Source organism: Microbacterium croceum, assembly GCF_023091245.1.
In the GTDB taxonomy this organism is placed as follows: Bacteria; Actinomycetota; Actinomycetes; order Actinomycetales; family Microbacteriaceae; genus Microbacterium; species Microbacterium croceum.
Map to the genome: position 1 here is coordinate 291,185 of NZ_JAHWXN010000001.1, position 25,404 is coordinate 316,588.

The following is a 25,404-nucleotide window of genomic DNA, read 5'->3' on the forward strand; positions in this document are numbered from 1 at the left end:
GTTCACAACTCCTCAAGAAGCCGGGCGCAGCCCCGGATCAGCCGCGTCCACCCGTCGCACACACGACAGCGGACCCCGGATCTTGAGGAGTTGTGAACCGACATCTCACACGCCCGAAACATCCCGGTCACAGACCGCGCCTACAGTCGCCTTCATGGCCCACCCCACGTTGCTCGCCGTGTCGCACGGCACCGATGACGTCGAAGGTGCCCGCGCGATCGCCGACCTCGTCGTCCAGGTCGCGGCTCGCCTGCCGGACGTGGAGGTGCGCAGCGCCTTCGTCGACGTGCAGCAGCCCGACGCCCCCGGCGCCCTCGCGGCGATCGAGGGGCCGGTCGTGGTGGTGCCCCTGCTGCTGTCGTCGGGGTTCCACGTGCACCACGACCTGCACGGCATGGTGGCCGACCGGATCGACGCGGTCGTCGCCGACCCGCTCGGCCCCGACCCGAGGCTCGCGCAGGTGCTGGCGCAGCGCCTGTCCGGGGCGTCCGACCTTCCGGTGATCCTGGCGGTGGCCGGGTCGCGCGACCCCCGGTCGCTGACCGACGCCGAGGGCATGGCCACCCAGCTCCATGCACGTCTGGGCCGCCCCGTGCATCTCGCCTACCTGGCCGCCCGCGAGCCCGACCTGCCGACCGCCCTGGCGGCCCACCCCGACGCGGTCGTGTCGACCTACCTGCTCGCCCGGGGCTACTTCTTCGACCTCGCCGTGCGGCATTCCGCGGGCCGCAGCCTGACGCTCCCGCTCCTGAACGGCATCAGCGTGCCGGAGCCCCTCATCGCACTCGTGGTCGCGCGCTATGAAGAGGCCGCGGCCGAGCTCGAGGGTGAGGCCGTGCAGGCGGGGCACACGACGCAGGCAGGGCACCCCATGCACGCCGCGCAGCCCTGCGGCGCCGGGGCCGTCTGATGACCGGACGGGTGACCCTGGTCGGCGCCGGCCCTGGTAACGCGGGCCTGCTCACCCTTCACGGCCTGCGCGCCCTGCAGCAGGCCGATGTGATCGTCGCCGATCGACTGGGCGCGCGATCCGTGCTCACCCAGCTCGCCGCCGACGGCATCGCCCTCACGGCCGAGGTGATCGATGTCGGCAAGCTCCCCGGTCACCATCCCGTGCCCCAGGACGGCATCAACGCGCTGCTCGTGCAGCTCGCGCGCGAAGGACGCGACGTCGTGCGCTTGAAGGGCGGGGACCCCTTCGTCTTCGGGCGCGGCCGGGAGGAGCAGCTGTTCTGCGAAGCGGCAGGGGTACCGGTCGACGTCGTCCCCGGCATCACCAGCGCGATCGCGGTGCCCGCGGTGGCGGGCATCCCGCTCACCCACATCGGCATCGCCACAGCCTTCACCGTCGTCACCGGGCATGACCAGATCGAGGAGCTCCCCGGCGGACGCGATCACACCGTCGTGCTGCTCATGGGCGTCACCACGCTCGGCCACTCGGCGCACGTGCTCGCCGCGACCCGGGGCGTCGACTGCCCGGTGGCGATCATCGAAGACGGCTACGGCGAGCGCCAGCGCGTCACGATCGGAACCTTGGGAACCATCGCCGGGGTCGCCGCGACCCGGCAGGTACGCTCCCCCGCCGTGATCGTGATCGGCGATGTCGTGGCACTCGGTGCACGCGAAGAGCCGGGAAGCGCACCCACCCGCATCGCAGAACTGGCAGGATAGGGGTTAGGCGAGCCTTACTCCCGTATGCGGCTCGCCCGGCGGCGCCGCCATGATCGCCGCTCCCGCGCGCGCTCCCCCACGTCGCCGCCCTTGCCCGCAGGAGGATGCGCATGACGGATGAGGCTCCCTACGACGTGCTGATCATCGGCGGAGGCCCGGCCGGCCTCTCCGCCGCACTCAACCTCGGCCGCTCCCTGATGCGTGTGCTGGTGGTCGACGCCGACCGGCCCCGCAACGCCGCGACACTGCAGTCCCACGGCTTCCTGACACGAGACGGCCTGCCGCCGCACGAGCTGCGCCGGCTGGCCCGCGCGGAACTCGCCGCCTACCCGAACATCGAGATCCGCTCGCGCCAACGCGTCTTCGCCCTCCGCACGACGGATGCCGGGTTCACCGCCGAGGTCGGGCGGCGTGAGCCGGCCACTTCGGTCATCGCGCGCTCCGTGCTGCTGGCCACCGGTCTGCGCGAGACCCTGCCCGACGTGCCGAACCTGCGCGGCTTCTACGGCATCAGCCTGTTCAGCTGCGCCGCGTGCGACGCATGGGAGCTGCGCGACCGCCGCCTCGCCCTCATCGGCGAGTCCGCCGATCTCGCCGACCGCGCGCGGCTCATCGCCCGGTGGACCGACAGCCTCACGGTGTTCACGCTCGGATCGGATGCCGTGACCGCCGCACAGCAGGCCGAGCTGGAGGCCGCGGGGGTCGCGGTGCAGCGGCATCCGATCACCGAGCTCGTGGGCGAGCGCGGCGCACTGGAAGCCGTCCGGCTGGCCGACGGCACCGAGGTCGCGCTCGATGGCGGCTTCGTGCGGCCGGAGTGGCAGACCGAGCTGTCGTTCCTCGACGGGATCGCTCCGGCGCTCGACGGCGACGGCAACCTCATCACCGACCGCTCCGGACGCACCGACGTGCACGGTCTCTACGCCGCGGGTGATGCCGCGATCCCCGGCCCGCAGCAGCTCATCGTCGCGGCCGGGGCGGGCGCCAGGGTGGCCGCCGTCATGGTCCACGACGCGGTCGGCGTCGCGACCGCCCACTGATCGGCGCACACCGATCCACAGGGAAGAAGTCCCCATCGAGCCGGACGGCCCTCGAGGGTTAGGCTGACCGGCATGACGCGCTCCCGCTCGACCAGACCGCTCCTCCACCTCGCTGCGACCGCGATCGTGGCCGTGTCGGTCATCCCGCTCAGCGGATGCCTGTACGCCCAGATCCCGTCAGACGGCCCCGGAGCCGCGGAGCCGTCGCCGACCGCGTCGGATGCGCCGATCGACGAGCCCACCGGCGATCTCCCCGCCGAGCTGACGTTCGAGGCAGGACAGGATCTCCCGGCCACCACCTACATCGAATGGGGTGACGGGTTCATGACCGCCGACGGGTGGGAGACCGTCACGCCCGACGACGGCAATGGCGGCTGGACCTACGGCACGACCGACGGCATGTGCACGGCGAAGTTCTGGCAGGGGCTCACTCCCGACGTCCCCGTGGTCCCCGGCGACGACAGCGCGTCGTCGGACGCGATCCTGGGAGCCCTGCTGCAGTCGACGACCGAGGAGGTCACAGCTCTCGCCACCACCGGCGAGTTCAGCTACCAGGTCGGCGGCTCGGGAGGTGTCGAGAACCGGCAGGTCACCGGCGAGGACGGCGAGCGCACCTGGATCATCGCGGCGCGCGCCTTCACCGCGACCGGGGTCGGGCTGTACGTGATCGTCGACTGCACCGGAGGCGATGCGAACGGCATCCTGGCCGAGGTCGTCGAACGCAACGCGGTCGTCGTCACGCCCTGACGGATCTCGCCCGGCGACCGGGCGGTCACTTGCCGCCGGGCGGCCCCACGAGCAGCAGGATGACGTAGAGCGCCACGATCCCGCCGGCGAGCAGCACCGCGAGCACCCACGGACGACGCAGGAACCAGCGCATCAGCCGGTCGTACCAGCGTCCGTCGCGGGGATCGTCCGTGGCGTCGAGACGCCAGGCTCCGTCGAGGCGCCCGGTGCGGTGCAACCAGATCTCGGTGGGGATCGTGGCGTAGGGGATCACGGCGCTGACCACGGCGAGCGCCGCGACACCGACATGCCAGCGCTGGTTCAGCGCGACCAGCACGGCGGTGGCGGCATAGGCGAGGAACACGAAGCCGTGGATGCCGCCGCCGATCGTGACGACGACTCCCGGTGCTCCCACCGCCCTGGCGATGATCGCGGAGATCAGGATCGTCCAGGTGATCGCCTCCGCGATCGCGAGAACTCGGAACAGGCGGTCGGGTGAGCGGAACACGGGACTCCTCGGGTGGGTTCCTCCCAGCGTATCGGGGCCGTCGATGCCGGTCCTGTGCCGACGGCGGAATACCGGGCCCGGAAGCGGCGTTGCCGAAGGCATGACGATCGTGGACGCGGATGCACTGTCGCAGGTGCTCAACGCCGTCGACCTCCAGGTCGGTGTCGCACGCCGCGTCTCCCTCCCCGTCGGCGGGCTGCTTCCGCTGGCCGCCGGCGCCGTGACCCTCGTCTACGTCGCCGGCGGCAGCGTGCAGGGGCATCCGCCGCTCACCTCCGCCTGCAGCCTCAGCGTCGACCGCACTTCCCAGAGCCTCGCGGTCACGACCGGATCCGACCGCCTGCGCGCCGGCGACGCGTTCCTGACCCTGGGAGACACCGCGTTCCTGCTGCAGGCGGATGCCGGGGCGAGCGTCATGGTCGTCGACCTCGTCCTGGCAGACACCACCTCCCGGCTCAGCGCCGTGCTCCCCGACGTCATCACCGTGACCGGGTTCGACGCGCTCGAGCCCGCCGCCGCCGCGCTGGCCGAGAACATGGGGCTGGTCGATCCGGCCGCGTGCCCCGTGCGCCAGGGCGATCCGCTGATCTGCCGGATGATGGCCACGACCGTCCTGCTCTCCGTCATCCGGGCCTGGGCGGCGAACGGCTGCGCGCCAGCCGGATGGCCGTCGATGTCGAACGATCCGTTCCTCGACCGCGTGGTCGATGCGATCCACGAGGAACCGGGTCGGGAGTGGACCGTCGAGCGACTCGCGAGCGTCGGCGCCATGTCGCGTTCGGCGTTCGCGGCGCGCTTCCGCTCGGCCCTGGGCCGCTCCCCCGCCGACTACGTCACCGAGGTGCGCATCGATGCAGCCAAGCGGATGCTCGACGAGGGCCGTTCGGTCTCGGAGACCTCACGCGAGCTGGGCTACGCCTCGGACGAGGGCTTCAGCCGCGCCTTCCGCCGCCGCACGGGCATGACCCCCTCGGCGTGGCGCCAGGCGCAGCGCACCCCCGTCTCCGCGTAACCCGAGGGCTCAGGTCGGGCTCAGGTCCGCACGCGGTTCGAGGCCCCGAAGAACGCCGCTCCCGCAAGCAGCGATGCGGCGCCGATCACGTAGACCAGCTCGATGCTGAGGGTGTCGACGAGCAGACCGCCCACCCCCGCGGCGATCGTGATCGCGCCCTGGAACCCCACGACGACCAGGCTGCCGCCGGCCTCGAGCCGGTCCGGCATCCGGTGCCCGACCCAGGTGTTCGCGACGATCAGCCACGACGAGAAGAAGAAGCCCCACACGAGCACCACGATCGCGACGCCGATCACGGTGCCGAACAACAGGATCATCGAGATCACGGCGGCCGCGATCACGAGCGGGGCGAAGACGGCGAAGAACGCGAAGGAGCGGTCGATGACCAAGCCGATCGTGATGTTGCCGGCCAGACCTCCGAGGCCGAACAGGGCGAGCAGCACCACGATCGTCGACGCGTCGACATCCGGAATGCGCTCGAGCGCGAGGCGCACGTAGGTGTAGGCCGAGAAGTGTCCGAGCACCACGAGCATGTGGCCGATCATGCCGAGGCCGATGCCCGGACGACGCAGCGTGTCGACCAGCAGCCGCAGGCTCGAGGCCTGAGCCGCCGGAACCGAGGGCAGCGACAGCCGCAGGGCTGCGGCGAGCAGCACCATCAGCACACCCGCGATCGCGAAGACCATCCGCCAGTCCACGAGCTCGCTCAGCATCACGCCGAGCGGAACACCGGCGACGGTTGCGAGCGAGACACCCGCGGAGGTGAACATGACGCCCCTGCCCAGGTGCTCCGGACCGGCGAGCCGGGCGGCGACCGTGATCGACATCGCCCAGAAGGCACTGATCGCCGCGCCCAGCAGAAAGCGTGCGAGCAGGATGATGATGAGGTTCGGCGCGATCGCCACGACCAGGTTCGATACGGCGGCGGCCAGCGCCATCCACACCAGCAGGGAGCGGCGGTCGAGCCGGGGGAACATCAGCCCCACGGTCGGGGCGACGATCAGGCCGACCAGCGCGGTCACCGTGACGGTCTGCCCCGCCTGGCCCGGGGTGACGCCGAGCGCCTCGGCCATCTCGGTGAGCACCCCGTTGGGCAGGAACTCCGCCGTGACGAGCAGGAAGCCCATGAGCATGAGCACGATGAGAGCGCCGTAGCGGATGCGCTCCGCACGCGGGACGGCCGTCGGGATGGGCGCGGTTGTTGTCATGTTCCCAGCCTCGCGGCATCCGCCGGTCGTCGCCCGACCAGGCGTCCGCGGCATCCGACCATTCGTCCGCGGCCACCCTGGCCGGCCTCAACTTCTGCGGCCACCCGGCCGGTGCTCCACTTCTGCGGCCAACCGCACGTTCTGCGGCCTCACGCGCGCATCCGCGCCGCAGAAGGTGAAGGTGGCCGCAGAACATGAAGCGGGCTGCGCGCGCGGCGCGCCGTCACCGCGCGTTCACCCGGCACCGCCAGACTGCGAGCATGAGCGAACCCGATTCTCGCCCCGCCGTTCCCGAGCCCCCGGCGATCGCGAACAGCGGCGCCGTCGGCGTGGTCGGCCTCGACCTCCGCGGCGAGACACCGGCGCCGAAGAAGCAGGTCTACTCGTGGGCGCTGTGGGACTGGGCGACGCAGCCCTTCAACACCGTCATCCTCACGTTCGTCTTCACCGCGCTCTACCTGGTGGGCACCGGGTTCCTGCCGCCGGAGATCGCCGCGCTCGGCGAGGACGACCCGGTGCGCCTCGCGGCCGAGGCCGACCTCGCCTCCGGCCTCGGGCTCGGCTCGACCATCGCCGCGTTCGGCATCCTGCTGCTCGCCCCGGTGCTCGGACAGCGGGCGGATGCCGCAGGGCGCCAGAAGCTCTGGCTCGGCATCGGCACCGGCGCGCTGGTGTTCTGCATGCTCGGACTCTGGTTCGTCACCCCGACCCCGAGCCTGTTCTGGCTCGGCGTCGCCCTGATCTCGGCGGCCACGGTGTTCCAGGAGATCGCCGCCGTCAACTCCAACGCCATGCTGATCGGCATCGCGACCCCGAAGAACGTCGGCCGCATCTCGGGCCTCGGGTGGGGCTTCGGGTATCTCGGCGGCATCATCGCCCTGGTGATCGTGGTGGTGCTCGACAGCTTCGACTGGTTCGGGATGTCGACCGACAACGGTCTCGCGTACCGTTTGATCGCGGTCGGCTGCGCTGTGTGGGCCATCGTCTTCAGCATCCCGATCTTCCTCAACGTGCCGGAGCCGTCGCTGGGCCGCCCCGAGCGCAAGGTCGGGTTCTTCCGGTCGTACGTGCTGCTGGTCACCGATATCCGCGGGCTCTACCGCGACCCCGAGACCCGCCCCACGTTCTGGTATCTGCTCTCGAGTGCCGTGTTCCGCGACGGCCTCGGCGGCGTGTTCGCCTTCGGTGCGATCATCGGCACCGCGGTGTTCAAGTTCGGCACGCAGGACATCATCATCTTCGGCATCGTGGCGAACCTGATCGCCGGCGTCTCGACCATCCTCGCGGGGCGCCTCGACGACCGGCTCGGGCCGAAGCGCATCATCCTCGCCTCGATCGGGTCGATGATCGTCGCCGGCCTCGCGGTGTTCCTGCTGCGCGACGGCGGGGCGATGGTGTTCTGGGTCGGCGGACTCATCCTGTGCGCGTTCGTGGGTCCGGCGCAGGCGGCGGCGCGCTCGTTCCTGGCCAGAGTCACCCCGGCCGGGCGCGAAGGCGAGATCTTCGGTCTCTACGCCACCACCGGTCGTGCGGCGAGCTGGATGGCCTCGGGCGCCTGGACGCTGCTGATCGTGCTGACCAGCCAGACCGCCTACGGCATCCTGGGCATCATGATCGTGCTGATCGCCGGCTTCCTGCTGCTGCTTCCGGTCAAGGCTCCGCGCTGAGCTGAACCCCGGCCCGGCCCGGCCCGGGGTTCGGGCCGGACACGACTTCGGATGCCGCGCGCGACACGCCGTCGGAGCATCCGCCGCCGCGGGGTGTCGAACACGATCTCCGAAGTTGTGCGCGGGCGCTGGGCGCACGCGCTCCGCGCACCAACAGCTGAGCGTCAGCGCTGCCAGTTGTCGGCGAGCTTGTTGAGCAGGCGGGCGAGTTCGGCGCTCTCTTCAGGGGTGAAAGCCGCCAGCGCACGACCGAGCATCTCGCGGCGCTCGCCCCGCATCCCACTGGCGACCTTGCGCCCCTCATCGGTCAGCGCGATACGCGTACGCCGGGCGTCATCGGGGTCGGCCTCTCGGCGCACGTAGCCGCGATCGACGCCCTGCTGCACGAGTCGTGAGGCGCGGGGCTGATCGACGCCGATCGCCTCACCCAGCGCACTCACGCTGAGGGGAGCGGATGCCGCAGCCAGCGCCTCGAGCATCCGCATGCGTGCCGGCCCTCCGAGGCGCCCGGAGGGGTCCGCCATCCACGGCGGCATGCCGGGGTGGCCGTGACCGAAGGGGTCGCCGTGCCCGCGCTCATGTGCGTGCGGCCCGCCGGGCCAGCCGTGGGGCCCGCCGTGCCCGCGCCCTCCGCCGCCGCGGTCGCCGGGTCGCCGACCGCGCAGACGGGACAGCGCCTGGGCGATGGCTTCGGACGGGTCGATCTCTTCGGAGGTCACGCCTCGATTTTACATGCGACTTGACATGCATTCAGATCGCATGTCACACTACATGTACATGCACTCTGACATACACATGCACACTGACAACTAAGGACTTCTCATGAACACCTCTGAATCACAGAACCCCGCTCACACCTCCCGCCCCTTCGGCTACTGGCTGAAGGCCGCCGACCGCCTGATGGCGGCCGAGTTCGCCACCGCCTTCGAGGGCGAGCACGCGAGTCGCCGCGACTGGCGCCTGCTCAACGTCGTCGACGGCACCGTCCCGGCCCGCCGCCCCCTGAACGACCACAAGCTGCATCGCCTCATCGCGCGCGGCTGGGTCACATCCGAAGGCGAGGGCTGGACCCTCACCGACGACGGACGCGCCGCGAAGGATCGCCTCGGTGCGATCGTCGACGGCATCCGCGCGAAGGTCACCGACGCCGTCTCCGAAGAAGAGATGGCGACCACCCTCGCCTCGCTCGAGAAGATCGCGCGGGCGTTCGGCTGGGACGAGGAGACCCCTCTCCCCCGCGGACGCCGGCACGGTTTCGGCGAGCGTGGGCACGGACGCGGACACGGTTTCCCGCGCGGCTTCGGTCGCCCGTTCGGTCCGGATGCTCATGATGGCGAATGCCGCCGCGAGCGCGGCTTCGGTCGTCGGCACGGTTTCGATCCCCGGCACGGCTTCGGCTCGCGCGGCGACGCCGGACACGAGCACGGCGAGCGCGGTCACCACGAGCGCGACCACCACGAGCGCGGCCACCACGGCCCGCAGCGCGCGGTCCGCTTCGCGCAGCACGCGTACGAGCGCGGTTTCGACGCGGGCTACTCCCGCGGACGCGACGCCTGACGCACCCGGTGCACAGACGATGAGAGGGACGGATGCTTCGGCATCCGTCCCTCTTCTCGTCTCAGCGTGCGGGCCGCGTCAAGAACATGTCGACCGGGTCCTCGCTGTCGAGCAGGAAGCCGGCACGGAGATACAGCCGGAGCGCGGGGCTGCCCTGCAGCACGTTGAGCCGGAACGTCTGACCCGCAGCATCCGACAGCACCCGCTCCAGCACGGCACCGCCGATGCCTCTCCCCTGCAGCGCCGGGTCGAGGTAGAAGTGCTCGATCCACTGCACGTCGTCGTCGGACCGCACCGCGATCGACCCCGCGTCCGCCCCGTCGACCACGATCACCCGGGTCGCCTCCGCGCGGAAGGAGTCGAGGAAGCGCTGCCGCACGCGCACCTCATCGAACCGACCGAGCCGCGTGAGGTCATCACGCAGCACGACAGCACGTAGTTCGGCGATCCAGGCGGCATCCGCGGGCGCGCTCGGGCGCAGCGTCCATTCCATGGCCGCGCTCAGATCGGCAGCGCGAGGTAGAACTGCCGCACCGCGTCGTCGTCGCCCTGCACCTGCAGCACCCATGGCTGCGATTCGTCGCCCGTGACGATCCACAGCACCGTCGTGGAGGTGTCGTCCTGGTAGGTGTTCTGCGTGCCGCGGCCGTCGTCGTACACGGAGTTCGAGTTCGAAGGCTCGCCGAGCCCGTCTTCGGCGATGGCGAATGCGACCTCGGCCGTCGCGTCATCCGTGAATCGCCACACCATGAACGAGAGGGAGCCGGCCTCCGACTCGTAGGTGGCCGCCGTCGCCTCCTCGGCGGGCAGTGCAGCCGACTCGGCGGCGGTCCAGGGATGCATGAGCTGCCACTCGATCGCTCCGTCCGCGCCGATCACCGACGAACCGACCTGCCCGGCGATCTCGGCGCAGAAAGCGGTGCACGGGTCAGCGGTGAGCGCTTCCGTCGACACGGTCGACGCATCGCCCTCGGTCGTGGTCGCGCCCGAGGGCGCACTGACCGGAGACTCCTCGCCGAACGTGGGGAACTCGAGACGCGTGCTCGTGGCGAGATAGACGACCAGCGCGATCGCGCCCGCGAAGAGCACGAGCAGGAACACGAAGATCGCCGCCGTCAGCCCGCGGTAGCCGCCCGACGACACCTCGGGCGTCATCGTCGGCTGCGACCACTCCTCCGACACCGCGGCCGGTGCGTCAGCGGGGTTGGCGGGCCGCGTGCTGCGCCGGGACGGGACCATCGCCTCGGGCGGAGGCGGAGGGATCACGGAATCGGCCGATGGGATGTCGAGCGGCGGGGGCGGGATCACCGCGTCCGGCGCGTTGGAGGAGGCCGACGGAAGGAGTCCGTCCGGGATCGGGATCTCGGGCGGGGGCGGAGGGATCACCGGCTCCGGGGTCGCGAGAGGCGAGTCAGCGGGTGACGGCGCATCAGCGGGCGACGGCGCGTCCGCCGGTGCCGGCGGGGTCTCCGGGTCGTGCGGGGTGGCGCTGTCGTCGCTCATGTCAGCCTCCGACGGCTCCGACGTCTGTCGTGCCGACATCCGTCCGGTGGAAGTTCTGGAAGGAGCGGGATGCCGTCGGGCCCCGCTGCCCCTGGTAGCGGTTGCCGTAGGGACCGGAACCGTAGGGGTTCTCGGTCGGCGAGGTCAGACGGAAGAAGCAGAGCTGCCCGATCTTCATGCCCGGCCACAGCTTGATCGGCAGGGTCGCGACGTTCGCGAGCTCGAGGGTCACGTGCCCCGTGAAGCCCGGGTCGATGAACCCGGCCGTCGAGTGCGTGATGAGCCCCAGGCGCCCGAGCGAGGACTTGCCCTCCAGTCGCGCGGCGACGTCGTCGGGCAGGGTGACCTGCTCGAACGTCGCCCCGAGCGCGAACTCGCCGGGGTGCAGGATGAACGGCTCATCGGGATCGACCTCGATCAGCCGCGTGAGCTCCGGCTGATCGACCGAGGGATCGATGAACGGATACTTGTGGTTGTCGAACAACCGGAAGTACCGGTCGAGACGCACGTCGATGCTCGAAGGTTGGATCATCTCCGGCGCGTGCGGTTCCAGGCCGATACGGCCCGATGCGAGTTCTGCCCTGATGTCGCGGTCGCTGAGAAGCACGGGTTCAGCCTAGTTGCCCCGGCCGAGTCGGCGCTTTTGCCATACGGCGGTCGGCAGGTAGGCTGGCGTTCACCTGTTCCTCCCGGCGCAGGTTCGGGACTGTAGTTCAATGGCAGAACTTCTGCTTCCCAAGCAGATAGCGCGGGTTCGATTCCCGTCAGTCCCTCCACTTTCGCTCGCAGAGCTGTTCCGGGCTCCTGGCTCACCTCGTGACTGCAGCTCGGACGAGAACTTCCCTCGATGCCCTACGGGCGGCGCGATCGCCCTGTCATTCGTTGATCCATCCCTGTAAGTCTGTCCACACCGCCGTCAGGGCATCCTCGAACGAGAGGTCGGAGGGCCCTTCCAGCCATCTGTCCATCGCGAGGTCGAAACAGGTCACGGCGAGGGCTGCCAAGGTGTGTGCGTGCACAGGGTCGATGCCCCGTTGGCCCAATGCGCCTTCGATGGCGAGCGCGAGGTGATGACTGCGCAGAAGATCACGCTCGTGCAGCGCGGGTTCGCTGCGGATGATGCGGCGCCGCCGTGCGATCTGCTCTCGCCAGCCCTGGATGCCTCGGCATGCGGCTGCCAGGCCTGCGCGCACGGTGGCCGTTCCGCCGCAATCTTGTGGGATGGACGCCATGAAGTCGCCCACCGCTTGGGGGAGCTCGCGATCTCGGAGGAACAGCACATCGCGTTTGTCGGAGAAGTGGCGAAAGAACGTCCGTGTGGTCAACCCCGCTGCCTCGGCGATCTGGGGAACCGTGGTTCCCGCGTATCCCTGCTCCGCGAACAGGGTCATCGCGGCAGCTTCCAACCGCAACGCGGCATCCGGGGACCAACGAGGCATAGCTCCATGATGACACGAACTGTCATAAGATGAGTGGTGATGACACGAGATGTCATCAGGCACAGAGAACGGATGCTGATGAGCGACAACATGGCGGCGTGGATCGATTCTCCCTATGCGGACCTGACGATCCGAGAGGCTCCGATGCCGAAGCCGGGGCCGAGGCAGCTGGTGATCGAGGTGCGCGCGGTGGCGGTGAATCCGCTCGATGCGATCATCCAGTCCAACGGCACCGTCATGTACGGCTGGCTGCGTTACCCGGTGATCCTCGGGGAGGACGTCGCGGGCGTCGTCGTCGACACCGGTGCCGGCGTCGACGACTTCGCCATCGGAGACCGGGTCGTGGCGTACGCAATGGGCTTGGAGAAGGGCCGGGACGCCGTCTCGGAGAGCGGCTTCCAGTCCCACGCCGCGGTCGACGCGAGCCTGGCCGCCATTCTGCCGGCCACGACCGCGTTCGAGGATGCCGCCGTCCTGCCGCTGGCGATATCGACGGCGGCGGCCGGCTTGTTCGAGAAGGAGCTGCTGGGACTGGACTACTCCCGTCTCGGAAGCGCGGCACCTCGCGACGAGGTCGTCGTGATCTGGGGAGGTGCGACGGCGGTCGGAGGCAATGCGATCCAACTCGCCCGGGCCGCCGGCTATCGCGTCATCACGACAGCATCTGCGAAGAACCACCAACGGATGAGGCAGCTGGGAGCGGAAGCCGTCTTCGACTACCACGAGCCGCAGACTCCGAATCGGATCATCGAAGCGGTCGGCGGCTCCGCGGTGGCGGGGATCCTCGCCGTCGCGGTGGGATCGGCCGAGCCCTGTCTGCGGATCGCGCGCGCCACCGGTGCCACGCAGATCGCGATGGCGAGCCCTCCCGTGTCTTTCTACGAACAACCGCGCCTTCGCGGCCTCTCCCTCGCCCGCATCCGCCTCTTCCTGAAGCTCGGAACGCGCACGGCGCTTCTGCAGGTGCGCAGTCGCGCCCGCGGCATCAGAGCGACATTCATCTGGGGGAGCGCCATCGCCACTTCTCCCGTGGGCCCGGCCGTCTGGGCCGGGTATCTCCCTGCCGCCCTCGCCTCGGGCAGCCACCGTCTCTACCCCGAAGCCCACATCACAGGGCACGGACTTCGGGCGATCCAGGAGGCCATCGACGACCTTCGCCGCGGCGTATCGGCGCGGAAACTCGTCATCACCCTCGAGCACGAAGCGAAGTAGCTCAAGGACGTCCGGAAGGGCTCTGGACCTGACAACAGAGTCATCACCAGATCATGGCGTGTTTCCGGGACGCTTCGGCGGTTGCGCTGACAGCGAGTTCAGCGAGCTGGACCTCGCCACGAGCCGTCGGTTATTGCGCCGGATGCGGAGGATGCTCAGGACCTGCGAGACCGCGAGCAGGATCATCGCCGCGGCGGTCCACCATACGGTCGATCCGAGGACACCGGCCAGAAGCAGGATCACGAGGACGACGGCGAACGTCCCGACGATTCCGAGCGCCCACCAGTAGGAGGTCGTGCTGCGTATCTGTGGGATCATCTCCCCCACGATTCCAGCTGCCGAGCGCCCGGACAATCCCTTCTCCCGCCGAGACATCCCGACATCACCTCTCGTCGAAATGAATGCCATCCGAATCCGCATCGGCTCCGAACAAAGCAGAGAGGGCGGTACTCGCGCGCCCGCGACCTGGCCCCATGACCCGAGAGGAGCCCCGATGATCGAGTCATCGACGCCCCCGCTTGCCGACCTCGACGGCTACCGCAACGTCACCGATCTGCTGGTCGCGCGCGTGCACACGGCTCCCGATCATGTCGCCTTCGAGGTCGAGGGAGCGGATGCCGCCTCCTCGGGCAGCTGGCATCCGGTCACCACGGCCGTGTTCGCGGACTCGGTGCGGGCCCTCGCGAAGGGGTTCATCGCCCAGGGGATCGAGGCGGGCGATGCGATCGCGATCATGGCGCCGACGCGCTACGAATGGGCCGTCGCCGACCTGGCCGCCTGGTACGCCGGAGCGGTCGTCGTGCCGATCTACGACACCTCCTCGCCTTCTCAGGTGGACGCGATCGTCGCCGACGCCGAGGTGCGTCTCGGCATCGGCGGCACTTGGAGGCACGCGTCCCTCCTGCAGGCAGCCCTCGCGCAGACGCCGGGGGTCACTCTCGGCGCGTGGACGATGGATGCCGGAGACTCCCCCGACACGGGCGCCGCGGCATCCGGCTCTCTCCTCGACCTGGTGACACGAGGCGCCGACGTCTCCGACGAGGAGCTCGAGGCCCGCCGAGCATCCGCTTCCCAGGACGATCCCGCGACCATCGTCTACACCTCGGGCACCACCGGCGAACCCAAGGGCGTCGTGCTCACGCACCGGAACTTCCTCGGCCAGGTGCTGAACATCGCCGCCGCGTATCGCGAGATCGTGAACGAAGACGGCAACACCGTCATCTTCCTGCCGCTCGCGCATGTGCTGGCACGCGGGCTGCAGCTGATCTGCCTGGCCAGCGGCATGCGCATCGCGCACCTGTCCGACCCGTCGACGGTCGTCGCCACCCTCGACACCCTGCGCCCGACCTTCCTGGTCGTCGTGCCGCGAGTGCTCGAGAAGATCCAGGCGGCCGCCGCCTCCAAGGCCGCCGACAAGGGTCTGACCCGCGTGTGGACCGCCGCCCGATCGACGGCCGTCGCGTGGGGCCGTCGCGCCGAGCGGATCGACGCCGGGCGCCGTGTCCGCAGAGACCTCGGGCTCCGCCTGCGCCACCGTCTCTTCGAGGCGCTGTTCTTCGGGCGACTGCGCACCGTGATGGGCGGGCGCGTCGGGTACATCCTGTCGGGCGGCGCCGCCCTCGACCCGGAGCTCTCGCTCTTCTTCCGCGGCATCGGAGTGCCCGTCATCGAGGGCTACGGGCTGACCGAGACGACCGCACCGCTCACCGGCAACCTGCCCGGCCGCATCACCTCGGGGACCGTCGGGTCACCGCTCCCGGGACTCACCGTGCGCATCAGCGACGACGGCGAGGTGCTCGCCCGCGGCATCGGGGTCTTCGGCGGCTATCGCAACCCCGCGCACGACGAGGACGCCTTCATCGACGGCTTCTTCCGCACCGGCGACCTCGGACGACTCGACGAGCAGGGCAAGCTCATCCTCGACGGCCGACTGAAAGACGTGATCGTCACCTCGAACGGCAAGACGATCGTGCCCACCCGCTGGGAGAGCGCGGTGGAAGCGGATCCGCTCGTGTCGCATGCCGTCATGGTCGGCGAGGGAAAGCCGTACCTCTCCGCACTCCTGGTGCTCGACCCGGAGCAGACCAGGGAGTGGGCGACCGCCGAGGGCATCATCATTCCCCTGTCGGTGCAGCCCGACATCCGCGCCGTGACCGATCCGACGCTGCGCGCCCACCTGCAGAAAGCGGTCGACGCCGCCAACGCGCTCGTCGCGCGCAGCGAACAGGTGCGCCGCTTCAGCGTCGTCTTCGCCGACCTCGAGGACCGCACGCTCGTCACCCCCACCATGAAGCTCAAGCGGAGCGTCGTGCTGGATCGCGCGGCCGTCACCGTCGAAGACCTGTACCTCTGAGAACAGAAAGAACACCATGTCCTCCCCGACGCCCACCAGCCCCACGTCCTCGCGCTCGTCGCTCATCGCGATCATCGCCGCCCTCGTGATCGGAGCCCTCGTCGCCCTCGCCGGCAGCCAGAACAGCGCGACGCTCGGCGGCATCCCCCTGTTCGCCCTCGCCGTCGCCGCGGCGTTCGCGATCCAGATCATCGCGTTCATCCCGGCAATGATCCTGCGCACCGAGCGGTTCTTCGACCTCACCGGCAGCCTCACCTTCTTCGCGATCTCGGCTGCCCTCGTGCTGCTGACCCCGATGCCCGATGCGCGCAGCTGGATCCTCGCGGCGATGGTGATGCTGTGGGCCGTGCGTCTCGGTTCCTTCCTGGCGCTGCGCGTGCACAAGGCCGGATCCGACGGACGATTCGACGAGATCAAGCGGTCGCCCCTGCGGTTCCTGCAGGTGTGGGTGATCCAGGGCGCGTGGGTGTCGCTGACCGCTGCGGCGGCGTGGATCGCGATCAGCACGGATGCCAGTGCCCGCGCCCCGCTCGGCTGGCTGAGCATCGTGGGAATCGTCGTGTGGGTGGTCGGCATGGTGATCGAGATCGTCGCCGATGCGCAGAAGTCGGCGTTCCGCGCCGACCCGCGCAACAAGGACGAGTTCATCCGCACCGGACTGTGGTCGCGCTCACGCCACCCCAACTACTTCGGCGAGATCGTGATCTGGGTGGGCGTGTTCCTCACCGCCGCCCCGGTGCTCGTCGGATGGCAGTGGGTCGCTGTGCTCTCGCCGCTGTTCGTCATCCTGCTGCTCACGCGGGTCAGCGGCATCCCGCTGCTGGAGGCCCGCGCCGAGAAGAAGTGGGGCGATCGCGCCGACTACATCGCGTACCGCGAGAGCACGCCGGCGCTGATCCCTCGGCTCACGCGGGCGACGGTGCGGGAGCGCTCCGCGTCCTGACCGGCGCCCCGATACCGGCCCCGCGACGCTGAGGAGTCGACACCTGACGCTGAGGGGTCAAGACACGCCGGGCCGCGCGCCTCGGGGACGGCGTGTCTTGACCCCTCACCTGTGGGCGAGGCGCCGTACACACGGCGGAAGCGGCACTTCGCCCTCTCGTGCGGGCGAGCCGGGCGGCTCATCCGCGCGAAACCAGGGCGCTGCGCACGAGGGCGATGACGGCCTCGTTCCCGTGGTGCGTGACCCAGGCGTCGGCCAAGGTCTTCCCGCCGATTCGCAAGGCCTGGCGCAGCCCTTCCTTGACGGCGGGGTCGGATGCGATGTCCGTAAAGACTGAGCGGAGGCTCGGGGCGTGGATCGCAGGTGCGGGGGTGATGGTCATCGTCTTCTCCTTCACGTGGCCGCCGACTCTCGGGGCCGTAATCATCGTGATGCGCTCGCGAAGGAGACAGAAGTTCCGCGCTGTCTGGACAGCGCGCCAGTCTGTCCGGATGACAAGATCAGTCCATGACAGGCGAGATCCAGCTCACGATCAGCAGCGCGCTGTGGGCTGCCCTCCCTCCCGACGTGAGGGAGGGGTCAGATCCGAAAGCTCTGCAGATCATGGTGATCGCGAGCTACCTCGATCTGCTGTCCGAGGACTACGGCATGTCGGACGAGTACGACGATGCGCTCCTCGAACGCTCACGACGGCCGACTCGTCTGCTGCCATTCCTGCGCCCTCACTTCTTTCCCGACGAGGCGGCGCCTCATGACGCCGAGCACCTCCGCGATTCCCTCTATCGAGCACTGTCGGACATCGCCGACATACCCCTGTCGACCGAGTCCGCTGAAGCACTGCTCACGGTCGCCCAGGTCTTCTGGGCCCTCTCGCGCGACACCACGACACGACCGGACCTGCCGCTGAAGGGAGGACAACCGATCGACGTCTCCTCTGCATCCGCCGGAGCAATACGTCAACAGGCGTGGATCGGTCTCGACGGTCACGAGGTCGATTTCGCTCGCCTCAAGCGTTCCGTGCGCGCCAACCGGGCGAAGGGGGTCGCCGCGACGTCCGGACGGGGTCTTCTGCTGAGGGGTGGGGAGATCACCGCCGCAGTCGCGCGGCAGATGGTCCAGCAGACGCCGGCGAGTGCATCGGAAGTGGGTCCCGTCTCGCTTCGACTGCGCGAGGAGAACGGCGTATCGACACGGGAGATCGTCTGGCACGATCACGGCGCGGCACCCCGGCCACAGTCGGGCGGGGCCCGCGAGCCACTCCGCGCGATGAGTCGGGTGGCTGACGGGTTGCGGGAGTCCGTCGACCGTCTGAAGTTCCTCTCCGAAGCCCTCCCCATCGAGCATGAAGCCGCCCTCTCTGCCGCCGCGCTCACCGCCGGCTTCGCCTTCGTCGAGGCGGGAAGATTCGCGGATGCGCGGGAGCACTTCTCCACTACCGCGAAGATCACCGAGATGCTGAGCGTCCTGTACCCGCATGAGGACGCGCACGAAGTGCGTCTCGTCACGGCGTTGCTCATGAGCGCCCTGATGACACTTGCGTCGGGGTCGCCCGATACGACAGATCTGCTCGCGCGAGCAGCATCCCTGTCGCAGAGCCTGGCCGATCGAGACGACGACCATGTCGACCTGGTGACGGTCTCCCTCACACTTCAGGGCATGCTCCTCCTGCAGTGCGGCGACGCCACGAGTGCTCGCTCCGCCATGACACGCGCCGTCAGGATCTCGACGAGGATCATGCGCCGCGATCAGCAGGACGCCGGGTCTCGCCTGCTCCTGAGCAACTCGCTCTTCGGACTCGCAACCGTGGATCTGTCCGAGGGGCGCGCACACGATGCCCTGGCAGGCGCCACGCAGAGCGCAGAGCTCGCCGCGACGCTGAGCGCGGGCTCCTCGGACGAGCTCGCCGCCCGCACGCTGCAGATCGGCGCCCTCCAGATGTCAAGCGGTGCACTCGACGTCCTGGGGAGAACCCCCGAAGCCCTGGACGTCATGACTGACGCGGTGACACTCGCGCAGGATCTGGTGCGCGATGAGCCGGCAGACCAGCGCGTACGACACCTGCTCGCGCTCTCGCTGTACCTGCAGGGAACCCTCCGCCTCAGCCTCGACCGTGATGTAGAGGCCATCGAATCGATGTCGAGTGCGGTGACGCAATTCGAGCGGCTCTCCTCGGAGATGGGCATCGGCCAGGCTGCACATCTGGTAGCGGGACCCGATGAGATGCACGTCACCGCGCTCTTCGTTCAAGGCGCGCTCCTCGCAGACCTGGGAGAGCACCGACGCGCGGAATCCGCTCTGCTCCGAGCGGTGGGGCTGCTGGACGGCGCCGTCGACCGCGAGAGGCGAGACCGACTCGTCCTCGCTCTCGAAGCGCTCGGGGAGATGTATCGAGAGCAGGGGCGCGACGCCGATGCCGCGTACGCCGAGTACCGCGCGGCCCACGCTCGAGGCGATGTCGGACCCCTCTGAGATCCTGCTCGACTGCCTTCTACCCGGCAGATCTCTTCAGCGACGCAGAAGCCCTCGGCATCGTCAGCATCCTTCGGGATGTGCGTCAGCGCGCCGTCCCGGCCTGATCGCGCCGTCCTGGCGGGGCAGCCCTACGTTGCCCCCCGCCCCCGCGATGCCGAGGGGTCAAGAAACGCCGCGACCCGCGGTGTGGGCGCGGCGTGTCGTGACCCCTCACGGCGTGCGAGAATCTCGGGCCGCGGTCGAGCAGCACGACGACCACATCACGTCGTGGGAGTGCGATGCCGCGCGGAGAGACCGCACGTCACTCTGACGCAGCCAAGCCGATCGCGCGTCGGGTGAGGAGCGCGACCGGGATATGGCCGGCGGCGAGCACGACGGCGGCGAGCGCGATCCACGGATTGCCGAGCCACGCTGCGGCGCTGAGGAAGACGACGACCGGCGTGACCGCCATCGGCACCGGAACACGCCAGAGCGAGGCGTAGAGCAGAGCCTGATCGCGACCGGCGAGGAGGTACCGCCCCCACAGTCCGTAATAGGTCGCCAGCGCGACAGCGGCGGGTGCCACCCACCACCACACGATCGCACCGGGCTGCGTGATCGCCGGCACCACGAGGCACAGCGCCTGACCCGCCCGCTCGACCCATCCGAGGGGTTGCGGCACCGGCGCGACGATGTTCCGCCCGCGCGGGGGGAACCGCAGCAGCAGCAGGTTGGGAGCGAGCACGACGATGCTCACGATCAGTCCGAACACCGAGAATCCCACGCTCGAAGGCTACCGAGGCTCACCGGTCGCCGGCGACCCGCCACGGTGCGCTCAGAGGGAGCCGATGCCCTTGCCGACCATGATCACGGCGATCACGACGAGCAGCACGGTCGTGATCACCACGTTCTCGCGGGCGAGCCAGCCGTGGAACCTCTCCATCGGCGCGCGGAGCTGGTCGGCGGCGAACAGGAAGGCCACGACAGGGATCACGACCGTCGAGACCGCGCATCCGATGAAGACGGCGGCCGCGATGGCCTGCGACGACGGAGACAGTCCGGCCCCTCCGATCAGCATGCCCGCGCTGGCGGCGACCAGGAGGTTCTTCGGGCGAGGGGCCGAGAGCAGCAGCCCGAGTCCGAGAGCGCGCCCGAACGTGAAGGAGTCGATCGCCGCCATCCACTTCGGAAGAGCCGGGTCCTCCCCCGGGGCCGGTCGCCCCCGCCACTGCTTCACGGCGAGCAGGAGCAGCAGCGCCGCGAGCACGAACTGCACGATCGCACGCACGACGTCAGGGCCACCGGACTCGCCCCCGGCCGGAAGAGACCCGGCGATGAACACGAACACGACCACCGGGACGCTGATCCCGACAACCCATCCGATCAGGAACCCCGGGCCGGTGCGGCGCGCGTTCGGGGACAGCAGCATGAGGATGATCGCGACGATCGTCAGCGGACTGATGGCGATGGCGAGCGTGAGGGGAAGCGTCTCCCCGATGACCGAACCCGGAATGGTCTCGTTCCTCTCTGACGCAGCGCCGCGGCAGGCCGCGAGCTCTCGGTGACGAAGGGCCGCGGTTCGGCATCCTCCACCGCCATGCTCACCGATCGCGCGCCCGAGGAGCGCGGCTCTCATCCTCCGCGGATGATCTGCGGAGCCTCCTCACGCCCGCCGGCGAGCGAGCGCGTCCGCCATCCGATCGACCGCTTGCTCGATGATCGGCCGCGGGGTCGCGAACACGAAGCGCAGGAATCCCACGCCCACGAGGCCGGTCGCCGCCCCGTCGGTCATCGCGACGCCCGCGTGCTCACGGAAGAAGTCGGCGGGCTGTGCGCCGAGGTCGAGGGCGCGCGCGTCGAGCCAGCCGATGTAGGTGCCCTCGGGTGCGCGATAGGCGATCTCGGGGATCCGGGCGGCGAGGGCGTCGCCGAGGAACCGACGATTGCCGTCGAGGTACTGCACGACCTCGGCGAGCCACTCCCGGTCGTCACGATAGGCGGCGGTGTTGGCGATCACGCCCAGGTTGCTCGCTCCGTGGGACGCCATCATGCCGATGCGCTCCCAGACCTCGCGGTCCGCGTCGTTCGTGATGACGATCTGCGCGGTCTTCAGACCGGGCAGGTTCCACGCCTTGGAGGCCGACATCGCCGTGACGGTGTGGGAGGCGGCGGCATCCGAGATCGAGGCGTACGGGATGTGGGCGGCCGGCGCATAGACCAGCGGGGCGTGGATCTCGTCGGAGAACACGCGTCCGCCGTGCCGCTCCACGACCTCGCTGACGGCGAGCAGCTCATCGCGATCGAACACCCGGCCGACCGGGTTGTACGGGTTGCAGAGCACGAGCAGGTTCGCACCCGCCCGGAAGGCGGCGTCGATGCCGTCGAGGTCGAGCGAGTACCGACCGTCGACCACGGTCATCGGCACCTGGATGACCTCCCGTCCTGCCGCCGGCGGCACCGAGAGGAAGGGCATGTACGCGGGCGTCGGAACGATGACGGGGCTCCCGGCACGGGAGAAGTGGGTCATCGCCAGTTCGAGCGCGTGGATGACGTCGGCGATCGGATGCACATCGGATGCCGGCACTCCCCAGCCGTACGCATCGCGCAGCCATCCGGATGCCGCCTCGGACATCTCTGCGGAGACGGAGGCGGGGAGATAGCCGAAGGCACCCCGGTCCACGGCCTCGTGCAGGGCGCGGGAGATGCCCGGCGCCACCCCGAAGTCCATCTCGGCGACGAACGCACCCAGGGTGTCGGGGAAGGCCGACCACTTCAGGCCGCCGAGCCGGCGGAGATGGTCGACCTCGATCGCGTCGAAGGTGGCGGCGAGAGACATCCGGGCTCCTGTCATCGGGGACTGCGGGGGCATCCCTCCATCATCACCCGGGATCACCCACCCCGGGGCGGTCCCATCCATCGCGGGGTCTGCATCGAACAAGCACCATGCGCCGTCTCCGCTCTCTCGCGTCCGTGGTCGCCCTCGCCCTGGGGCTCACCGGCTGCAGCACCGCGCCCGCTCCCGACACCGAGGCCACGCCGGGAGCCGGTCCGCTGGTCGCCTTCTACGGCGACTCCTACACGCTCGGCACGGGGGCCAGCGACCCGTCGTTGCGCTGGTCCACCCTCATCAGCGAAGAGCGAGGCTGGAACGAGTTCAACCCGAGCGTGAACGGACTCGGATTCGTGAATCACCGCGCCGACTTCGGCGAGAACGACCTCCCCGCACTCGTCATCGCGCAACGCCCCGACATCGTCTTCGTGACGATGGGCCTGAACGACAACTTCAGCTTCCCCGGTCGCGCCGACCTGATCCACGAGACCATCACGGCGGATCTCACCCGCCTCCGCGACGCTCTGCCCACCGCGCGGATCATCGTGGTCGAACCGTTCTGGTACACCGACGAGCGCCCCGACTCCGTCGCGACGATCATCGACTGGACCGCGGATGCCGCCGCAGCGATCGATGCGGACTGGATACCCGGCGCGAGCCGCTGGCTCGACGGGCACTACGCCGGAGCCGACGAGAGCTGGATGGCAGCCGACGGCATCCACCCCTCCGACATCGGGTACCGGCACCTGGCCGCGCAGATGGATGCCGCGCTCGCACGCCTCGATCCGGCGCTGTGACCGGCGCTCGCTCTAGCCCTGCCGCACGGCGCGGCGGCGGACGGTGAACCACAGCCCCGCTCCGAGAAGCACCGCGCCGAGCACGCCACCTCCGATCCACGCGGCGCCTCCTGTCGCGGCGAGACCCGAGGGGAACACCGTGGTCACGGCTACACAATCCTCGTCGAGCGAGCCCGCCGGGCAGTTCGCCCCGGCTCCCTTCGGAGTCGTCACGACGTTGCGGAGCTCCCCGGCTCGCTCCACGGTCACCGCGTACGTCACGGTCGCCGTCTCGCCCACGTCCAATGCGCCCGCCCAGGACAGCACCGGCTCGTCGTAGTCGGCACCCCCGCTGGCGAAGCCGTCGTACGTGCCGAGGCGGAGCACACCGGTCAGGTCGTCGGTGAACGACGCGGGCGTGTCCGCCGTGTAGGGCACGTCGCCGGTGTTCGTCACGGTGATCGTGAAGCGCACGGTGTCGCCGACGGCGGCGCGCTCGACCGACGCCTGTTTGCGCACCTCGTAGCTCGCCACCGACGTCTCGGTGCGGCAGGCGCCGGGCTCCGCGCACGTGCCACCGGGCCCATCGGCGACGACGGTGTTCCGCAGGATCCGATCGCCGTTCTCCGACCGGTCGACGGTCACGGAGTACGTCACCGTGACGGATTCACCGATGCCGAGCGCCCCGCTCCACGACAGCTCGTCTCCGATCACGACAGCACCGGCGGAGGCATCGCCGTTGTAGGTCGCGTCATCCAAGACCCCGGAGAGATCGTCGATGAATGACGCCGGCGCGTCCGCGGTGTACGGGACCTGCCCGATGTTGGTCACCGTGACCTCGTAGCCGACCTCTCCTCCGCCCACCACATCCTGCACGTCCGCCGTCTTCTCGACCGAGTACGCCGCAACCGCGGTATCGGTGCCGCACCCGTCATCGACGCACGCCCCGCCGACCGCCGCGGGAGTGACCACGTTGCGCAGCGAGAAGTCGCCGCCGACGGGGTCGTCCACCGTCACCGAGTAGGTCACCTGAAGCGTCTCGCCCACGTCGAGCGGTCCGGCCCACGTGAGCAGGTCGCCATCGACCGCCCCACCCGCGGAGACATCGTCGTTGTACACGGCGTCATCGAGCACATCGGAGAGGTCGTCGGCGAAAGACGCAGGATCATCGTCGGTGTAGGCGACCTCCCCGGTGTTCTCGACCGTGATGTTGTAGGTCACGACATCGCCGGGGCGTGCCACCTCGGGCTCGACCGACTTCTCGATGGCGAACGACGCGACCGGCAGCGCAGGCACGCATGTGACGGCCGTCGCCGCGTCGTTGCCCGCCACGGGATCCTGCTCGTTGCCGAGGACCGTCGCGGTGTTCGACAGGCAGGAACCGACGGGCGCGGCGGAGTCGGCCTCGATCTGGAAGGAGGTCGACTCCCCCGGGTCGAGACGACCACCGCTGACGGTCACCGTGTTCCCGCTCACGTCGACCGTGAAGCCGCCGACCACCGCGGGGTTGCTGAGCCCGGCGGGGAGTGTGTCGGACACCGTCCAGCCACTCGATTCCCCCGCACCGTTGTTGGTGACCGTGATCTCATAGCTGATGCGCTCGCCCGATTCATGCGTCGCCGGGACCTCCTTGGCGATCGCGAGATCGGTGGGCAGTCCCGGAATGGCCGTACCGTCGTTGAAGTCGGATCCGGGGCCCGGCACGGTCGAGATGATCTGGAAGCCGGGCGTCGTGGTGGCGCCGTCGGTGATCTCGAGCTGGGTGACATCGCCCGTCGCATTCGCGGAGAAGCCCAGATTGCCGTTTCCGAAGTTCCACACCCCGCCGTACCCGTCGGTCGCGGCCGGCATCACCCCGGGAAAGACCGTGATGCTGCCCGTCGCCACGTCGATGCGGCGCAGATCGCCGGCGTTGTTCGCGCCCCACGCGAACCCGTCCTTGAAGGCGAAGTCCTGCACGCCCGGCTGCACGCCGAGGTCGATGGTGCTCACGACGGCCCCGGTGGCCACGTCCAGTGCGTGCACCGTGGTGTTGGGGCCGAAATCGGAGATGTAGAACAAGCCGTCGGCGGGGTTGAACGCCCCGGAGAAGAAGCGGGTCGAGCCGGTCGCCGGATGCGTGTACACCGCCGTGCCGACACGCGTGACGGTGCCCCCCTGCCCGACACGGACCAGCGATCCGAGCGGGATACCCGGGGTCGCATTGCCGGTGACCATCGCGTAGATGAAGTTGTCCGCCTCGTTGAAGCCGATCGCGTTGTAGCCGACCGGAGCCGTCCCGCCCTCATCGCTGAACACGAAGGAACCGTCCTCGAGCGTCTGCGAACGCTGAAGCTGCGATGGGCTGTTCTGCGCGATGAAGATCGCAGGGGCGGTCGGATCGAATGCGTCGCCCGGAGCGGCCGACGCGGGAACCGGCCCCGCCACGGGATTCACCGCCGTCAAGAGTCCGGCGGCGACGGCCAGCACTGCGCCGAAGGTCGCGGCCGGTCGCGGCCGCCTGCCGCG

General features: G+C 69.7%; 25 protein-coding genes and 1 tRNA gene. 13 read left to right on the forward strand and 13 right to left on the reverse strand.

The genetic code is table 11. The features are described from left to right. The first annotated feature begins 154 nt into the window (after positions 1-154). The 4 genes from KZC51_RS01310 to KZC51_RS01325 all read left to right on the forward strand — a co-directional run bounded on the left by KZC51_RS01310 (position 155) and on the right by KZC51_RS01325 (position 3,458). Positions 155-910 (forward strand): sirohydrochlorin chelatase, encoded by a 756-nt coding sequence (locus tag KZC51_RS01310; RefSeq protein ID WP_247628219.1) that lies wholly within the window; start codon positions 155-157, stop codon positions 908-910. Then, entirely contained in the window at positions 910-1,671 is a 762-nt protein-coding gene (cobA, locus tag KZC51_RS01315; protein ID WP_247628220.1) for a uroporphyrinogen-III C-methyltransferase, read from the forward strand. The genes KZC51_RS01310 and cobA overlap by 1 nt, the downstream gene beginning before the upstream one ends. 110 nt (positions 1,672-1,781) lie before the next feature. Next, positions 1,782-2,711, forward strand: coding sequence for an NAD(P)/FAD-dependent oxidoreductase (locus tag KZC51_RS01320; RefSeq protein ID WP_247628221.1), 930 nt, complete (start codon positions 1,782-1,784; stop codon positions 2,709-2,711). Positions 2,712-2,783: 72 nt separating this feature from the next. Next, entirely contained in the window at positions 2,784-3,458 is a 675-nt protein-coding gene (locus KZC51_RS01325; protein ID WP_247628222.1) for a hypothetical protein, read from the forward strand. 25 nt (positions 3,459-3,483) lie between these two features. On the opposite strand, the gene KZC51_RS01330 is transcribed toward KZC51_RS01325, so the two are convergent. Beyond that, positions 3,484-3,945 carry a DUF3817 domain-containing protein gene (locus tag KZC51_RS01330; protein ID WP_247628223.1) on the reverse strand — a complete coding sequence of 154 codons (462 nt, stop codon included), beginning with the start codon at positions 3,943-3,945 and terminating at the stop codon, positions 3,484-3,486. 100 nt (positions 3,946-4,045) lie between these two features. Here KZC51_RS01330 and KZC51_RS01335 point away from each other — a divergent pair, with 100 nt between their 5' ends. Beyond that, entirely contained in the window at positions 4,046-4,957 is a 912-nt protein-coding gene (locus KZC51_RS01335; RefSeq protein ID WP_247628224.1) for a helix-turn-helix domain-containing protein, read from the forward strand. A gap of 20 nt (positions 4,958-4,977) precedes the next feature. Here KZC51_RS01335 and KZC51_RS01340 read toward each other — a convergent pair whose 3' ends face one another. Further along, positions 4,978-6,165, reverse strand: a complete 1,188-nt coding sequence (locus KZC51_RS01340) for an MFS transporter (protein WP_247628225.1) — start codon at positions 6,163-6,165, stop codon at positions 4,978-4,980. Positions 6,166-6,425: 260 nt separating this feature from the next. On the opposite strand from KZC51_RS01340, the gene KZC51_RS01345 reads away from it, so the two are divergent. Then, on the forward strand, positions 6,426-7,832 hold the full coding sequence (locus KZC51_RS01345) for an MFS transporter (RefSeq protein WP_247628226.1): 1,407 nt from the start codon (positions 6,426-6,428) through the stop codon (positions 7,830-7,832). A gap of 164 nt (positions 7,833-7,996) precedes the next feature. On the opposite strand, the gene KZC51_RS01350 is transcribed toward KZC51_RS01345, so the two are convergent. After that, positions 7,997-8,551, reverse strand: coding sequence for a MarR family winged helix-turn-helix transcriptional regulator (locus tag KZC51_RS01350; RefSeq protein ID WP_247628227.1), 555 nt, complete (start codon positions 8,549-8,551; stop codon positions 7,997-7,999). Between the two features lie 103 nt (positions 8,552-8,654). Here KZC51_RS01350 and KZC51_RS01355 point away from each other — a divergent pair, with 103 nt between their 5' ends. Next, the gene (locus KZC51_RS01355; RefSeq protein WP_247628228.1) at positions 8,655-9,389 is read left to right on the forward strand and encodes a winged helix DNA-binding protein; all 735 of its coding nucleotides are present in this window, start codon (positions 8,655-8,657) and stop codon (positions 9,387-9,389) included. A 61-nt stretch (positions 9,390-9,450) separates the two neighbouring features. Here KZC51_RS01355 and KZC51_RS01360 read toward each other — a convergent pair whose 3' ends face one another. The 3 genes from KZC51_RS01360 to dcd are packed head-to-tail and all read right to left on the reverse strand — an operon-like array spanning position 9,451 to position 11,499. Then, a complete protein-coding gene (locus KZC51_RS01360) occupies positions 9,451-9,882 on the reverse strand; it encodes a GNAT family N-acetyltransferase (RefSeq protein WP_247628229.1) in 432 nt (143 codons plus the stop codon). Positions 9,883-9,890: 8 nt separating this feature from the next. Next, a complete protein-coding gene (locus KZC51_RS01365) occupies positions 9,891-10,892 on the reverse strand; it encodes a hypothetical protein (RefSeq protein ID WP_247628230.1) in 1,002 nt (333 codons plus the stop codon). A gap of 1 nt (position 10,893) precedes the next feature. Next, positions 10,894-11,499 (reverse strand): dCTP deaminase, encoded by a 606-nt coding sequence (gene dcd / locus KZC51_RS01370; RefSeq protein ID WP_247628231.1) that lies wholly within the window; start codon positions 11,497-11,499, stop codon positions 10,894-10,896. Positions 11,500-11,594: 95 nt separating this feature from the next. On the opposite strand from dcd, the gene KZC51_RS01375 reads away from it, so the two are divergent. After that, positions 11,595-11,668 (forward strand) — tRNA-Gly (locus tag KZC51_RS01375). 99 nt (positions 11,669-11,767) lie between these two features. On the opposite strand, the gene KZC51_RS01380 is transcribed toward KZC51_RS01375, so the two are convergent. After that, positions 11,768-12,394 carry a TetR/AcrR family transcriptional regulator gene (locus KZC51_RS01380; protein ID WP_247628232.1) on the reverse strand — a complete coding sequence of 209 codons (627 nt, stop codon included), beginning with the start codon at positions 12,392-12,394 and terminating at the stop codon, positions 11,768-11,770. A 15-nt stretch (positions 12,395-12,409) separates the two neighbouring features. Here KZC51_RS01380 and KZC51_RS01385 point away from each other — a divergent pair, with 15 nt between their 5' ends. Beyond that, positions 12,410-13,543 (forward strand): zinc-binding alcohol dehydrogenase family protein, encoded by a 1,134-nt coding sequence (locus KZC51_RS01385; RefSeq protein WP_247628233.1) that lies wholly within the window; start codon positions 12,410-12,412, stop codon positions 13,541-13,543. Positions 13,544-13,594: 51 nt separating this feature from the next. Here the strand turns inward: KZC51_RS01385 and KZC51_RS01390 are convergent, their stop codons facing one another. After that, a complete protein-coding gene (locus tag KZC51_RS01390) occupies positions 13,595-13,861 on the reverse strand; it encodes a hypothetical protein (RefSeq protein ID WP_247628234.1) in 267 nt (88 codons plus the stop codon). A gap of 175 nt (positions 13,862-14,036) precedes the next feature. Between KZC51_RS01390 and KZC51_RS01395 the strand changes: the two genes are divergently transcribed. After that, positions 14,037-15,896, forward strand: coding sequence for an AMP-dependent synthetase/ligase (locus tag KZC51_RS01395; RefSeq protein WP_247628235.1), 1,860 nt, complete (start codon positions 14,037-14,039; stop codon positions 15,894-15,896). Between the two features lie 16 nt (positions 15,897-15,912). Further along, positions 15,913-16,839, forward strand: coding sequence for a DUF1295 domain-containing protein (locus tag KZC51_RS01400; RefSeq protein WP_247628236.1), 927 nt, complete (start codon positions 15,913-15,915; stop codon positions 16,837-16,839). 178 nt (positions 16,840-17,017) lie between these two features. Here KZC51_RS01400 and KZC51_RS01405 read toward each other — a convergent pair whose 3' ends face one another. Then, the gene (locus tag KZC51_RS01405) at positions 17,018-17,221 is read right to left on the reverse strand and encodes a hypothetical protein (protein WP_247628237.1); all 204 of its coding nucleotides are present in this window, start codon (positions 17,219-17,221) and stop codon (positions 17,018-17,020) included. Positions 17,222-17,346: 125 nt separating this feature from the next. On the opposite strand from KZC51_RS01405, the gene KZC51_RS01410 reads away from it, so the two are divergent. Beyond that, a complete protein-coding gene (locus KZC51_RS01410) occupies positions 17,347-19,308 on the forward strand; it encodes a hypothetical protein (RefSeq protein WP_247628238.1) in 1,962 nt (653 codons plus the stop codon). Between the two features lie 304 nt (positions 19,309-19,612). Here the strand turns inward: KZC51_RS01410 and KZC51_RS01415 are convergent, their stop codons facing one another. From KZC51_RS01415 to KZC51_RS01425, 3 genes are read right to left on the reverse strand one after another with little or no spacing between them, the layout of a single operon-like run. Further along, entirely contained in the window at positions 19,613-20,074 is a 462-nt protein-coding gene (locus KZC51_RS01415) for a hypothetical protein (RefSeq protein ID WP_247628239.1), read from the reverse strand. A gap of 51 nt (positions 20,075-20,125) precedes the next feature. Continuing rightward, complete coding sequence (locus KZC51_RS01420) at positions 20,126-20,926, reverse strand: GAP family protein (protein ID WP_247628240.1); 801 nt, start codon at positions 20,924-20,926, stop codon at positions 20,126-20,128. 27 nt (positions 20,927-20,953) lie between these two features. Continuing rightward, positions 20,954-22,126: a MalY/PatB family protein gene (locus KZC51_RS01425; RefSeq protein ID WP_247628241.1), complete on the reverse strand. Its 1,173-nt coding sequence runs from the start codon at positions 22,124-22,126 to the stop codon at positions 20,954-20,956. Between the two features lie 107 nt (positions 22,127-22,233). Here KZC51_RS01425 and KZC51_RS01430 point away from each other — a divergent pair, with 107 nt between their 5' ends. Next, entirely contained in the window at positions 22,234-22,917 is a 684-nt protein-coding gene (locus KZC51_RS01430) for an SGNH/GDSL hydrolase family protein (protein WP_247628242.1), read from the forward strand. 12 nt (positions 22,918-22,929) lie between these two features. Here KZC51_RS01430 and KZC51_RS01435 read toward each other — a convergent pair whose 3' ends face one another. Continuing rightward, on the reverse strand, positions 22,930-25,365 hold the full coding sequence (locus KZC51_RS01435) for a DUF6923 family protein (RefSeq protein ID WP_247628243.1): 2,436 nt from the start codon (positions 25,363-25,365) through the stop codon (positions 22,930-22,932). Between the last annotated feature and the right edge of the window lie 39 nt (positions 25,366-25,404).

Excerpts from the sequence above, each read along its gene's own strand:
- KZC51_RS01310 (WP_247628219.1), top strand. The coding sequence starts at position 155 with ATGGCCCACCCCACGTTGCTCGCCGTGTCGCACGGCACCGATGACGTC.
- cobA (WP_247628220.1), top strand. The coding sequence starts at position 910 with ATGACCGGACGGGTGACCCTGGTCGGCGCCGGCCCTGGTAACGCGGGC.
- KZC51_RS01320 (WP_247628221.1), top strand. The coding sequence starts at position 1,782 with ATGACGGATGAGGCTCCCTACGACGTGCTGATCATCGGCGGAGGCCCG.
- KZC51_RS01325 (WP_247628222.1), top strand. The coding sequence starts at position 2,784 with ATGACGCGCTCCCGCTCGACCAGACCGCTCCTCCACCTCGCTGCGACC.
- KZC51_RS01335 (WP_247628224.1), top strand. The coding sequence starts at position 4,046 with ATGACGATCGTGGACGCGGATGCACTGTCGCAGGTGCTCAACGCCGTC.
- KZC51_RS01340 (WP_247628225.1), bottom strand. The coding sequence starts at position 6,165 with ATGACAACAACCGCGCCCATCCCGACGGCCGTCCCGCGTGCGGAGCGC.
- KZC51_RS01345 (WP_247628226.1), top strand. The coding sequence starts at position 6,426 with ATGAGCGAACCCGATTCTCGCCCCGCCGTTCCCGAGCCCCCGGCGATC.
- KZC51_RS01355 (WP_247628228.1), top strand. The coding sequence starts at position 8,655 with ATGAACACCTCTGAATCACAGAACCCCGCTCACACCTCCCGCCCCTTC.
- KZC51_RS01360 (WP_247628229.1), bottom strand. The coding sequence starts at position 9,882 with ATGGAATGGACGCTGCGCCCGAGCGCGCCCGCGGATGCCGCCTGGATC.
- KZC51_RS01365 (WP_247628230.1), bottom strand. The coding sequence starts at position 10,892 with ATGAGCGACGACAGCGCCACCCCGCACGACCCGGAGACCCCGCCGGCA.
- KZC51_RS01385 (WP_247628233.1), top strand. The coding sequence starts at position 12,410 with ATGAGCGACAACATGGCGGCGTGGATCGATTCTCCCTATGCGGACCTG.
- KZC51_RS01390 (WP_247628234.1), bottom strand. The coding sequence starts at position 13,861 with ATGATCCCACAGATACGCAGCACGACCTCCTACTGGTGGGCGCTCGGA.
- KZC51_RS01395 (WP_247628235.1), top strand. The coding sequence starts at position 14,037 with ATGATCGAGTCATCGACGCCCCCGCTTGCCGACCTCGACGGCTACCGC.
- KZC51_RS01400 (WP_247628236.1), top strand. The coding sequence starts at position 15,913 with ATGTCCTCCCCGACGCCCACCAGCCCCACGTCCTCGCGCTCGTCGCTC.
- KZC51_RS01405 (WP_247628237.1), bottom strand. The coding sequence starts at position 17,221 with ATGACCATCACCCCCGCACCTGCGATCCACGCCCCGAGCCTCCGCTCA.
- KZC51_RS01410 (WP_247628238.1), top strand. The coding sequence starts at position 17,347 with ATGACAGGCGAGATCCAGCTCACGATCAGCAGCGCGCTGTGGGCTGCC.
- KZC51_RS01420 (WP_247628240.1), bottom strand. The coding sequence starts at position 20,926 with ATGAGAGCCGCGCTCCTCGGGCGCGCGATCGGTGAGCATGGCGGTGGA.
- KZC51_RS01425 (WP_247628241.1), bottom strand. The coding sequence starts at position 22,126 with ATGTCTCTCGCCGCCACCTTCGACGCGATCGAGGTCGACCATCTCCGC.
- KZC51_RS01430 (WP_247628242.1), top strand. The coding sequence starts at position 22,234 with ATGCGCCGTCTCCGCTCTCTCGCGTCCGTGGTCGCCCTCGCCCTGGGG.